9 protein-coding genes, 1 tRNA gene, 1 pseudogene and 1 riboswitch are annotated in these 12,171 nt (G+C 70.1%); of the genes and pseudogenes, 4 read left to right on the top strand and 7 right to left on the bottom strand.

What is annotated here, in order from left to right; translation table 11 throughout:
- The 6 genes and pseudogenes from FO059_RS06735 to FO059_RS18685 all read right to left on the bottom strand — a co-directional run bounded on the left by FO059_RS06735 (window position 1) and on the right by FO059_RS18685 (window position 7,807).
- The gene (locus tag FO059_RS06735; protein ID WP_143910516.1) at window positions 1-1,032 is read right to left on the bottom strand and encodes a formylglycine-generating enzyme family protein; all 1,032 of its coding nucleotides are present in this window, start codon (window positions 1,030-1,032) and stop codon (window positions 1-3) included.
- Between the two features lie 6 nt (window positions 1,033-1,038).
- A complete protein-coding gene (locus FO059_RS06730) occupies window positions 1,039-2,835 on the bottom strand; it encodes a sulfatase (protein WP_143907419.1) in 1,797 nt (598 codons plus the stop codon).
- A gap of 3 nt (window positions 2,836-2,838) precedes the next feature.
- Window positions 2,839-3,720 carry an ATP-binding cassette domain-containing protein gene (locus tag FO059_RS06725; RefSeq protein WP_143907417.1) on the bottom strand — a complete coding sequence of 294 codons (882 nt, stop codon included), beginning with the start codon at window positions 3,718-3,720 and terminating at the stop codon, window positions 2,839-2,841.
- Window positions 3,717-5,552 carry a dipeptide/oligopeptide/nickel ABC transporter permease/ATP-binding protein gene (locus FO059_RS06720; protein WP_199257032.1) on the bottom strand — a complete coding sequence of 612 codons (1,836 nt, stop codon included), beginning with the start codon at window positions 5,550-5,552 and terminating at the stop codon, window positions 3,717-3,719. Before FO059_RS06720 ends, FO059_RS06725 begins: the two co-directional genes overlap by 4 nt.
- Window positions 5,549-6,484, bottom strand: a complete 936-nt coding sequence (locus FO059_RS06715; RefSeq protein ID WP_158726546.1) for an ABC transporter permease — start codon at window positions 6,482-6,484, stop codon at window positions 5,549-5,551. Before FO059_RS06715 ends, FO059_RS06720 begins: the two co-directional genes overlap by 4 nt.
- Window positions 6,485-6,529: 45 nt before the next feature.
- Window positions 6,530-7,807: pseudogene (locus tag FO059_RS18685) on the bottom strand (ABC transporter substrate-binding protein).
- Window positions 7,808-8,290: 483 nt separating this feature from the next.
- Here FO059_RS18685 and FO059_RS06700 point away from each other — a divergent pair.
- Window positions 8,291-8,824: a sulfatase-like hydrolase/transferase gene (locus FO059_RS06700; protein WP_143907410.1), complete on the top strand. Its 534-nt coding sequence runs from the start codon at window positions 8,291-8,293 to the stop codon at window positions 8,822-8,824.
- A 112-nt stretch (window positions 8,825-8,936) separates the two neighbouring features.
- Here the strand turns inward: FO059_RS06700 and FO059_RS06695 are convergent.
- Window positions 8,937-9,007, bottom strand: a tRNA-Gln gene (locus FO059_RS06695).
- 159 nt (window positions 9,008-9,166) lie between these two features.
- A riboswitch (guanidine-III (ykkC-III) riboswitch) is annotated at window positions 9,167-9,230 on the top strand.
- A gap of 11 nt (window positions 9,231-9,241) precedes the next feature.
- Here FO059_RS06695 and FO059_RS06690 point away from each other — a divergent pair.
- The 3 genes from FO059_RS06690 (at window position 9,242) to FO059_RS06680 (ending at window position 12,167) form a co-directional block, all read left to right on the top strand.
- Complete coding sequence (locus FO059_RS06690) at window positions 9,242-9,556, top strand: DMT family transporter (RefSeq protein WP_143907408.1); 315 nt, start codon at window positions 9,242-9,244, stop codon at window positions 9,554-9,556.
- Between the two features lie 146 nt (window positions 9,557-9,702).
- A complete protein-coding gene (gene glmU, locus FO059_RS06685) occupies window positions 9,703-11,190 on the top strand; it encodes a bifunctional UDP-N-acetylglucosamine diphosphorylase/glucosamine-1-phosphate N-acetyltransferase GlmU (protein WP_143907405.1) in 1,488 nt (495 codons plus the stop codon).
- A complete protein-coding gene (locus FO059_RS06680) occupies window positions 11,187-12,167 on the top strand; it encodes a ribose-phosphate diphosphokinase (RefSeq protein WP_143907403.1) in 981 nt (326 codons plus the stop codon). The genes glmU and FO059_RS06680 overlap by 4 nt, the downstream gene beginning before the upstream one ends.
- The last annotated feature ends 4 nt before the right edge of the window (window positions 12,168-12,171 follow it).

Raw genomic sequence — 12,171 nt, 5'->3', positions numbered from 1 at the left:
CTACGACCCTGCGCCCGCGCGAGCGGCGCTCGTAGGACGATCCGCGGTGCGGAATCCCGCGTTTCCCGTACTGGAATCCGGCGTATTCGCGGAGCGCGCCGCATTGCGATACCGGCGGCAGTACGATTCGTGGCACAAATACGAGCCGCCGCGCAGCACCCTCGCATCCCCGTCCGTCGGCCCGCACGGATCGCGCCGCGGAGAATGCGCGTAATAGTCCGGCGCGAACCAGTCCGCGCACCATTCCCACACGTTGCCGACCGTCTGATACAGCCCCCACCAATTGGGTTCGAAGGCCCGCACTGGCGCGGTGGTCGACCACCCGTCGTCGAGCAGGTTGAGGTAGGGGAACGACCCCTGCCAGATGTTGCACCGCCACCCGCCGGACGGCGTCGGCTCGCCGTCGGGACCGTGGGGCTCCGCCAAAAGTCGATCGCCCCACGGGTACCGCGCACCCTCCAGCCCGCCGCGCGAGGCCGCCTCCCACTCCGCTTCCGTGGGCAGACGTCGCCCCGCCCACTCGCAGTATGCGTGGGCGTCGAACCAACTGACGTGGACCACCGGGTGGTCTCCGTGCCCCTCGATCGAGGAATGCCGGCCGCCGGGGTGTTGCCAATCGGCTCCACGGACCCCGATCCACCACGGCGTACGCGACGCCCCGCTCATCACATCGGCGGGGTCGGCGGCGAGAGCGTGCTGGAACACCGCCGAGAATCCGAAGCGCTCGGCGTCGGTGACGTGGCCGGTCGCCCGGACGAAGGCGTCGAAATCGGCGTTGGTGACGGTGGTCGCGTCGATCTCGAACTGCGATAACTCCACCGCGTGCACGGGGAGTTCGCCGTCGCTCGGATACCCGTCGCCGTGCGAGTCCCCCATCCGGAAGACCGCCCCGTCTACGCGCACCTGCGCGATCCGGTGCGCGGCGGCGCCACCGCCCCCGCCGCCGGTGCAGCCGTGCTCGGCAGAGCGAGCCTCACGCTCCTTCCCGCCCTCGGCATAGCGTTCCCGGCGCACGCCGCCGCAGCATTCCATCACCCGTCACTCCCCTCGGCCGTCGCCGGCGCCCGCACCGGCCAGTTCGTCGTCCATCATCTTCAGCAGCGCCGGCGACAGGGTGGGCGTCATCGCGGCAAGCCGATACGGCGAGAGCCGGCCGATGCGCGGCCGCACGTCGGCGCGCGCGATCAGCGGCAGATGCCGCGTCACCACCTCACGCCCGAGCGGGTCGTCGAGGAGTTCGTCGAAGCTGCTGAGCACGCCGAGCCCGGTGCTGCGGAATTCGGCCGGCTCCGGCAGCGCGGCGGTCGACGCGGCCACCTGCGGCCACTGCGCGCGTGCGAGGAGATGCTCGGGGCCCACCTCCCCTTCGGCCGGGAGCCCGAGGCGTTCGAACTGGCCCGGCGGCGCGTCGTGCTCGCGCAGCAGCCGCGTCATCAGGCGCGCCATCCGGAGTTCGAGCGCGTCGTCGACGAGCGGCTCGCGCTGGCCCGGGTCGGCGTGGAGGTCGAACAGCATCGTGCCGAAGCTCCACGGATTGCCGAACGACTGGCCCGGAACCCGGAGGACGGGCACCCCCTTGGTGAACGGCAGCGGCGGGGACAGGGTCGCCACACGCAGCTCCTCGGGCGTGAACGGGGCGTTCATGTGGGTGGGCATCAGCGTGTACTCGTCCAACGGCTGGTTGCCCGGGTCGGCGCAGGCACGCATGTAGACATACCGACCGTCGGTGACGTTGGCGTGGCCGCCGAAGATCCCGAACAGGGCGCCGTCGCGCACCGCCGAGTCCTCGCCCACCGCGTCCGCCAGAGGGGAGCCGTGCATGTCGGGCGTCCGCTCCACACCGAAGAACTCCAGAAGCGTCGGACCGAGATCGACGGTCTGCACCAGGGTGCCGCGCCGCTCGCCCCGCACCCCGCTGCGCGGATCCCAGATGAACAGCGGGGTGTGGATCGTCTCGTCGTACCACGGCTGGACGCTCTTGCCCCACCATCCCCGCTCCCCCAGCAGGAAGCCGTGGTCGGTGCACACGATCAGCATCGTGTCGTCCCACATGCCGTGCTCGTCCATCGCGTCGAGCACCCTGCCCAGCGACGCGTCGCACATCGTCAACAGCGACGCGTACTCCGCGCGCAGGTGCTCGACGGCCTGCCGATCCTCCGACACCCGGCCGTAGTCGGGCCAGTCGAAGTGCGGGCCGTCGTAGTCGTGCGGGTAATGCTGCCGATGCCGGTCGTACGAGAAGAACGGCTCGTGCGGATCGAAGGTCTCGATCTGCAGGAACCACCGATCGGCGTCCCTGTTGGTGTCGATGAATTCAAGTCCCGCATCGAAGGTGAGCGTCTGCGGATGGCGGTCCTCGGTGCGCATGTGCCGGCGATTGATCGTGTCCTGCCGGATCCCGCCCGGGCCGGTGCGCATGCTGCGCGGGTTCGTCAACTCGTCCGGGTCGGCCACCTGGCCCTTCCAGCGGTCGCCCTCCTGCCCCCGGAACAGCTCATAGGTGCTGTACCGGTTGTGATACGTGGCCCCGCCGTCCTCCCAATAGTGGTAGTGGTCGGTGGCCAGGTGACTGTGCACGCCGGCCGCGCCCAGCATCGCGGGCACCGAATCGTCGAACGGCTCGAGCGGGCCCCAGGAACGGTGCAGGAAGTTGTGGCGCCCCGTGTGCATCTCGCGGCGGGCCGGCATGCACGGCATGCTCCCGGCGTAGCAGTTGTCGAAGGTCGCGGTGCGCTCCTGCAGCCTCGCGAAGTTCGGCGCGTGTATCCCCGTGGCACCGTAGGGCGGGAGGTAGCGCCTGTTGAGGGTGTCGAACATGACCATGATCGCGCGCATACGTCATCGATTCCTTTCGCTGAGGGCGCCCGGAGCCGCGCCCGTTTCCCGCCCGGGCCACGCAGGCCCCGCGGATTGCTCGTGGTGCCGCCGGCGCCGCTCCCGCTGCCGGTCGGGGTCGGCGACCGGTGATGCGAGCAGCAGCTGCTCCGTGAAGCGGTGGGCGGGACGGGAAGTCACCTTCTCGCAGCTCCCGAACTCGAGGATCCTGCCCTGCTTCATCACCGCCACCCGGTGGCTGATGTGCCGCACCACGGAGATGTCATGGGAGATGAACAGGTACGCCACCCCCGTGCTCTCCTGGATGTCGACGAGCAGCCGCAGGATCCGCTCCTGCGTGGACAGATCCAGCGCCGACACCGGCTCGTCGCACACGATCAGCTCGGGCCGCAAGGCCAATGCCCGCGCGATCGCGACCCGCTGGCGCTGCCCTCCCGAGAACTCGCGGGCGCAGCGTCCCGCCGCGTCCGAGGGGAGGCCCACCCGGTCGAGCAGTGCACCGATCCGGTTCCGCGCCTCCTGCCGCGGAACGCCGCCGGCGCGGAGCGGCTCCGACAGGATGTCCTCCACCGTCAGCGCGGGGTTGAGGGAGCTGTACGGGTCCTGGAACACCACCTGCAGCCGGGACGCGAGCGGCCGGCGCTGCGATCGGCCGAGCCCCTGGATCTCCTGGCCGCCGAACGCGATCCGGCCCGCGGCGATGGGCGCCAGCCCCAGGACCGCGCGCCCCACCGTCGATTTCCCGGAACCGGACTCGCCCACCAGGCCCACGGTCTCCCGCCGCCGCACATCCAGCGACACCCCGTCGACCGCCGTGACCGCGTGGGACCGCCGGCGGCCGCTCCGGTACCGGACCACCAGGTCTTCCATCGTGAGCAGGCTCATCTCCACACGCCTTCCGTCATCGCCGCCGCGTCATCGCGGTACGGGGGCCGCACGTACTCCTCGTCGGGAACCGAGGCCAGCAGCGTCCGGGAGTACTCGTGCCGGGGCCGCGCGAAGAAGTCGTGGACGGTGGCGTGCTCCAGCACCCGCCCCTGCCGCATGACGGCCACGTCGTCGCACAGATCGGCCACCACCCCCAGGTCGTGGGTGACCAGCAGGATCGTCATCCCCGCCTCGTCGCGGAGTCCGCGGAGGATGTCGAGGATCTCCCGCTGCACCGTCACGTCGAGGGCCGTGGTGGGCTCGTCGGCCACCAGGATTCGCGGTTCGCACGAGATGGCGCCGGCGATCAGCACCCGCTGCGCCATGCCCCCGGACACCTGATGCGGGTAGGAGCGCATCACGCGCTGCGGGTCGGCGATGCCCATCCGCCCCAGCAGACGCGCCGCCTTGGCACGGGCGTCCTTGCGGGTCATTCCGCGGTGCCGCATCGGTTCGATCAGCTGGCTGCCTATCGTGAAGGCCGGATCGAGGTTGCTCATCGGCTCCTGCGGCACGTAGGCGACGGCGTCGCGGATGCGCCGTCCCCGCTCGCGCGCCGGCAGCCGGCGGACGTCGACCCCGTCGATCCACGCCTCCCCCGAGACCAGCCGCGCCGGGCCGGGCAGCAGGTCCAGCAGCGCGAATGCGCTCTGCGTCTTGCCCGAGCCGGACTCGCCGACGAGTCCGAGGGTCCTGCCCCGCCGCAGGGTCAGTGTGACCCCGCTGACGACGTCCTTGGCGTCGTCGCCGTCCGCGCCGTAGCGGACCGTGAGGTCGCGGACCGCCACGATCTCGTCCTCGGCGGGAGCTGCGACGCCGTCACGCGTGCCCGCCGCGCCCAGGCTCTCGTGCCCGTCCGGCTCGACCGCCCCGGCGCGCCGGCGGCCGGACCGCCGGGAAGACGCCGGCTGATCGCTGCGTTGCAGTGCGTCGCGCACGCCGTTGCCGAGGAGGAAGAAGGCCGCCACGGCCAGCGACATCGCCAGCCCCGGCCACAACAGCAGAGCGTTGTTCACATGCAGTGCGGAGAAGCCCTCGCTGAGCATCCCGCCCCAGGTGATCGTGTTCTCGTCGCCCAGCCCGATGAAGTCGAGCCCGGTCTGCACCGTGATGGCGATCCCCGACATCATCGTCACCATGAGCACGAGCGGCCCGCGGACCGCCTGCAGCACGTGGCGCGCGATGATGCGGTGATCGCGCAGCCCGGAGACCTTGGCGGCGTCGATGTACAGCTCGTTGCGGATCGCCTTGACTTGCGCTCGGATCAGCCGGAACACGGCCGGCGCCATCATGCACCCGAGAGCCGTCATCGTGACCACCATCGAGGTGCCGTAGCCCGAGATGATCGCCATGAGCACGACCATCGACGGCAACGACATCACCATGTTCGAGACCCAGTTGGCCGCGCGGTCCACGCCCTTCCCGTAGTACCCGGCGATGAGCCCACCGGGTATGCCGATCGCCAAAGCCACGCCGAGCGCGATCGCCGCGCTGATCATCGTCGCCTTCGTGGCCACCACCAGCCGCACCAGCACGTCGCGGCCGCTGCTGTCGGTGCCGAGGAGGTGCCCCGGGCTTCCCGCCGGCGCGTTGACGTTGCGCAGGTCCGCATCGAAGGCGGCCTCGGGCGCCACCCATCCGATGACGACGGCGGCGAAGAACGCGACGAGCACCAGGACCAGCAGGAGCACGCCCGACAGGGCCATCGGGTTGCGCACGATGGCGCGCACGGTGCGCCTGCGGTGGGCGCCGGTGGTGATGCCGGTGGAGCCGGCGGTGGATTCGCTCATGCTGCACGCGCCTTCGGGACGAGCCAGAGTTGGAGGAGATCGGTGAGCAGGTTGACCAGCACCACGAGGCTGCCGGTGAGCACGACCAGGCCCATGATGACGGGGCGGTCGCCCGAGAGCGTCGCGTCCACCGCGAGCGTCCCGAGTCCGGGCATGGCGAACACCTTCTCGATCAGCAACGCGCCGCCGATCATGGCGACGAAGGCCAGCGACAGCGACGTGAGCCACGGGGGCGTCGCGTTGCGCAGGGCGTGGCGCCACAGCACCGAGCGTGCCGGGATGCCGCGCGAGCGCAGCGTCCGGATGTAATCCGCATCGAGGACGTCGAGCAGGGCGCCGCGCGCCTGCAACGCCGCGCCGGCGATGCCGCCGAGGGCCAGCGCGGTGACCGGCAGGACCAACGAGGTCAGCCAGCCTCCCGGCGACTGCGCGAACGGGACGTAGCCGAACACCGGGAAGATCCGGATCTGCACCGCGAACAGGAGCAGCAACAGCAGGCCCGCCAGGTATCCGGGAACCACGTGCCCGGCGAGCATCAGCAACTGCACGATGCGATCCGCCCAGGCCCCGCCCCGCGTGGCCAGCATGGCCAGGCCCAGGCTGAGCACCATGACCACCACCAGGGTCAGCAGCACCATGGAAATGGTCACCGGGAATGCCGCCGACAGTTTGTCCGTGACAGGCCGGCCGTCGACGTACGAGCGGCCGAGATCACCGCGCGCCACCCCGGCGATCCAGTCGGTGAACTGCACCATCAGCGGCCGGTCCACGCCGAGCGAATGATTGAGCTCCGCCACCTCGGCGTCGCCCGCGTCGGAGCCGAGGAGCTGGCGTGCGGGATCCACGCCGCCCACACTCGCGAGCGCATAGACCAGCGCCGACATGCAGACCATGAGCGTGACCGCCGACGCCACGCGCTTGATGAGGGTCATCACCATGGTGCAGCCCTCCGGTGACCGATCGTCCGCACGCGCATGTCAGTCGCTCTCCGGCCGGAACCGCTCGAGGTCGATCTGCTGATCCTGCTTGTCGATCCGGATGCCGCCGGTGACCGCCCACGTCTGCGGCCGCTGGGCGATCGGGGCGAACCAGGCGTCGTCCACCAGTCGGCCGCTGACCTGCTGGAAGGCCGTGTCCTGCTCCTCTCCGGGCGCCGCGTTCTGCGCCGTGTCGATCAGCGCCGCGAGCTCCGGATCGGCCGTGTGGAACGGGTTGAACGCCGCAGTGGGCAGCACCGAGGCCTGCAGATCTTGCCATGGGGTCCGCGATCCGAGCTGGAAGAAGAACATGGGGTACTTGCCGGTCTGCATCGAGCGGAACATGTCGCGCGGAGGAAGCTTGTCCCACTGGATGTCGATGCCGATCGCCCCCAGCTGCTGTTCCAGCGCCACATTGAGCGACGGATTGCCAATGAACCGGCTGAGGTCGGGCATGGTGACCGCGAAGCCGTCGGGATACCCGGCCTGCGCCATCAGCTGCTCGGCCCGCGCGACGTCGTGCGGATAGGTCGAGTCCAGCTTGTCGACGTAGGCCCCGCTGCCGCGCGCGAAGATCTGCTCGGTCACCTCCGGCTGCCCCGGGAGGATGGTCTCGTGGAACAGGGTGCGATCGAGCGCCAGGTTGATCGCCTACCGCACCCGTGTGTCGGCCAGCGCCGGCTGCAGCCGCCCGTCGCGGTCGGCCAGGATCAGTCCGACCCAACCCGTGTCGACCTGCACCGTGGAGATTCCGGCGCTGTCCGCCATGTCGGGCGAGACGATCACGCCGGCGTCGAGCTGTCCCACTGTGAGGCCGTTGATGACGGTGTTCGAATCGCTGATCTCATGGACCTCGACCTCGTCGAACGGATACGCCGACGGGTCCCGGTAGTCCGGATTCCGCACGAAGCGATCGACGCCGTTCTGCGCGCCCGCCGTGTCAAGCAGATAGGGGCCGGATCCGACGGGCGCCGTCGCGAGGGCATCGGTGCCCAGCGCGGCCGGCGACGCCATCATGCCGAGGTTCGAGGCCAGGTTGGACAGCAGCGCGGGATCGGGGGCCGACAGCCGGATCTCCAGTTCCATCGGCGCGGTGGCCTCCACCGACTCGATCTGCGCCGCCTGGCTCGAGTTAGGGCCCTGCCGCGACGCGAAGCCGTCGAGGTTGGCCTTGGCCGCCTGCGCATCGAATGGCGCCCCGTCCGAGAACGCGATGCCGTCGCGCAGCACCAGGTGCAGGCTCGTGTGCGACGGGTCGTACTCGAAGTCGGAGGCCATCCCCGGCACAGGATCGCCGTGGGGGTCTCTGTGCAGCAGCGTGTCGTAGGCGGCTTGGCAGTACAGCCGTCCCGACTCGCAATCCATCATCACCGGGTCGAACGTGGACGAGGGCACCTGGACCGCCAGACTCAAGACGCCGTCATCGGTCGCCGCACTCCCTGTCCCGCACCCACTCACGAGCCCTGCCGCGGTGGCGACCGCGGCCAGTCCGGTAATCATCCTGCTCCACCTGCGCACGTCGCGATCTCCTCTGCAAACGGGCGGCCGGCCCGCGCCGGTCGACTCTCATGTATGTGTTCTTCGCCACATCTCGAGCTAACCTACCTATCGATAGGTCAGTCTGCAAGGGCGGATTTCGGAAACGCACGAACACGCTGCATGGAGGGGCACGGACGGACCGCCTCGCCGACTGTTCGGCGACCGGAAGCGAACGTGTGCGCCCCGGCATGAGTCAGGTCATCGACCGCGGGAATGAGGACCATGAAGGTCATCTACGTCGACGTCGACACACTCCGCCCCGATCACATCGGGCCCTACGGGTACGCGCGCGACATCACGCCCCATCTCGATGAGATGGCATCCGAGTCGGTGCGCTTCGACCACTACTTCTGCTCGGACTCGCCGTGCATGCCGTCGCGGACGGCCCTGATGAGCAGCCGGTTCGGGATCACCAACGGCATCGTCGGCCACGGCCGCCCGGCCGCGCAATACCGGATGGACGCCGGCCATGCTCCCCAGTTCGACCGTCCGCTGCTGGGCCGGTGGCTGGGCCTGCACGGCTTCCACACCGCGGCGGTGTCGAGCTTCGCCGACCGTCACCGCTCGTACTTCTTCGACGGCAACTTCCGCGAGAACGCCCGGTTGGCGGCGGAGATCGGGGGCGACGATCTGCACGCGCGGCTGCACCCCGGCAACGGTGCGGTCACCGCGTCGTGGACCACGGAGGGTCCCCCGATGCGGCCGGCCGAGCGGGAGCTGTTCCGTAACCTGCCGGGTGCGCTTCCGGACGAATAGCTTGACGACGTCCAGTCACGGGCCGTTGACGGCGAGCGAGGTCGCTTCCCCGCAAAGTCCCGCCCCTCCGCGCGCCGCGGACCACAGGGCCGCGACGCCATTCGCCGCACTGCTCCGCCGCCAGGACTCGAACCTGAACTATCTGAACCAAAATCAGAGGTGCTGCCATTACACCACGGCGGAATGCGCCGCGGCGCGGAGCGGAATCCCTCCCACGCTGCGCCGCGCGCGGCTCACAGCCTAGATGGTGTCATGCCGCGGCCACCGAAGTGAAGCCGCCTCGTCGCGCCGCGACGGCGCATCCCACGACCGTCCGGGGGACGGCGTGTGCGACGATCTCCGGCAGGGCCCGTCCGGGCTCCCGGACGAGCGGGGCCGTACCCGGTGCGCGACAAGACGGCCTCACAGGAGCGAACGATGCACTGGCTCGTACTTGTCGTCTCCGGACTTTTCGAGGCCGTCTGGGCGACCGCGTTGGGGAAATCCGAGGGGTTCACCCGTCTCTGGCCGTCGCTGATCTTCGTGGCGGCCGCCGCGGTGAGCATGGGCGGCCTGGCCTACGCGATGAAGGAACTGCCCACCGGCACGTCCTACGCGGTCTGGGTGGCCATCGGCGCGTGCGCCACGATCGTCTACGCCATGGCCACCGGCGACGAGGCCGCGTCGCTGGTCAAGATCCTGTTACTGGCGGGTATCATCGGCTGCGTGATCGGCCTCAAGCTGATCGCCTGAGCTTTGCCGTCCGCGCGCCGACCTCCGCTTTTACTCAGCGGGTTGCGCGACGACCCCGGGCCTGCGATCTTCTCCGGGTTCCGTAAGATCGTCGCTGTCTCGGTGCGCCCGCCGCCGCATCAGCCCGCTATCCGCAAGGGAGCTTCATGCCTGAGCAGGCATCATCACCTGATGGCGCGCTCGCCGTGATCGTCCTCGCCGCCGGAGCCGGCACCCGCATGCGTTCGGCCGTCCCGAAGGTCCTGCACCCGCTCGCCGGACGTTCCATGCTCGCGCACGCGCTGCACGCCGCCGCCGGGGCCTCGCCCGCGCACCTGGTCACCGTGCTCGGCCACCAGGCCGAGGCCGTCTCCGCCGAGGCGCAGCGGGTGGCGGCGCGGCTCGACATCACGGTGACGGGCGTCGTCCAGCCCAGCCAGGACGGCACCGGCCATGCCGTGGCGCACGGGCTCGAGGGGCTCCCCGCCGACTTCACCGGCACGGTCATCGTCACTGCGGGCGACGTGCCGATGCTCGACTCGGCGACCATCCGCTCGCTCATCACCGAACACCGCAGCACCGGCGCCGCGGTGTCGTTGCTCACCACGACGCTTCCCGACCCCACCGGCTACGGCCGCATCATCCGCGACGCCGACGGCGCGGTGGTCGGCATCGTCGAGCAGCCCGACGCCGACGAGGGACAGCGCGCGATCCGCGAGATCAACTCCGGCGTGTACGCGTTCGACGCGCCGTTCCTGCGCAGCGCACTCGGCCGGCTCGATTCCGACAACGCGCAGGGCGAGATCTACCTGACCGACACCGTGGCTGCCGCCCACGCCGCGGGATCGGGCGTGGGCGCCACCCACGTCGACGACTCCCACCTCGTGGCCGGCGTCAACGATCGCGTCCAGCTCGCCTCGCTGAGCGCCGAACTCAACCGGCGCATCGTGGAGGACTGGATGCGCGCCGGGGTCACGGTGGTGGACCCCGCCACCACCCGCATCGACGTCGGAGTGCGGCTGGCACCGGATGTGACGGTGCACCCGGGCGTGCAGTTGCACGGCACCACCGTCATCGCCGAAGGCGCCGCCGTCGGGCCCGACACCACCTTGACCGACGTCGAGGTGGGCGCGGCCGCGACGGTGATCCGCACGCACGGCACCGGCGCGCGGATCGCCCCGAGCGCTTCCGTCGGGCCGTTCGCCTACCTGCGCCCCGGCACAGTCCTCGGCGCGGGCGGCAAGATCGGCGCATTCTGCGAGACCAAGAACGCCGACATCGGCGAGTCCTCCAAGGTGCCGCACCTGACCTACGTGGGCGACGCGACCATCGGCGAGCACACCAACATCGGCGCGTCCTGCGTGTTCGTGAACTACGACGGCCTCGAGAAGCACCACACGACGGTCGGCTCGCACGTGCGCGCCGGGTCGGACACGATGTTCGTCGCCCCCCTGACCATCGGCGACGGCGCGTACACGGCCGCCGGCACGGTCGTACGCAAGAACGTCCCCCCGGGGGCCCTGGCCATGACGGTCGGGGCGCAGCGCAACCTCGAGGGGTGGGTCGAGCGGAGGTGGCCGCAGACGGCATCGGCCGACGCCGCACGACTTGCGCAGAAACAACAGGACGATCACGAGGACGGCGAAGACCAGTGAGCGCACTTTCGGCGGACAACCACAAGAACCTGATGCTCTTCGGTGGCCGCGCCCACCCGGAGCTGGCGGAGCGGGTGGCCAAGGAACTGGGGGTGGAACTCACCCCGCAGACGGCCCGCGAGTTCGCGAACGGCGAGATCTTCGTCCGCTTCGAGGAGTCGGTACGCGGCAGCGACGCCTTCGTTCTGCAGAGTCACCCGTTCCCGCTGAACCAGTGGGTCATGGAACAGCTCATCATGATCGACGCGCTCAAGCGCGGCTCGGCCAAGCGGATCACCGCGATCCTGCCGTTCTACCCGTACGCCCGCCAGGACAAGAAGCACCGCGGTCGCGAGCCGATCTCCGCCCGGCTGATCGCCGACCTGCTCAAGACCGCGGGCGCCGACCGCATCATCACCGTCGACCTGCACACCGATCAGATCCAGGGCTTCTTCGACGGCCCGGTCGACCACATGCACGCGCAGGGCCAGTTGGCCGACTACGTCCGCGAGCACTACGGCACCGACAACATGACCGTGGTCTCGCCCGATTCCGGCCGCGTCCGGGTTGCGGAGAAGTGGGCGGACTCGTTCGACGGCGCGCCGCTCGCGTTCATCCACAAGACCCGTGACCCGCTGGTGCCCAACCAGGTCAAGTCCAACAGGGTCGTCGGTGACGTCGAGGGCCGCACCTGCGTGCTCATCGACGACATGATCGACACCGGCGGGACCATCGCCGGAGCGGTCCGCGTGCTCAAGGAGGCCGGCGCGGGCGACGTGATCATCGCCGCCACCCACGGTGTGCTGTCCGACCCGGCCGCAGAGCGCCTGGCAAACTGCGGCGCGCGCGAGGTCATCGTCACCGACACGCTGCCGATCAACGGGGACAAGCAGTTCGACAACCTCACGGTGCTGTCGATCGCGCCGCTGCTGGCCCGCACCATCCGTGAGGTCTTCGACAACGGCTCGGTGACCTCGCTGTTCAACGGCATCGCCTGAGCCC

This window comes from Tomitella fengzijianii (assembly GCF_007559025.1).
Lineage (GTDB): Bacteria > Actinomycetota > Actinomycetes > Mycobacteriales > Mycobacteriaceae > Tomitella > Tomitella fengzijianii.
The sequence above is the reverse complement of the archived record's forward strand: the minus strand, read 5'-3'. Positions and strand labels throughout refer to the sequence as shown.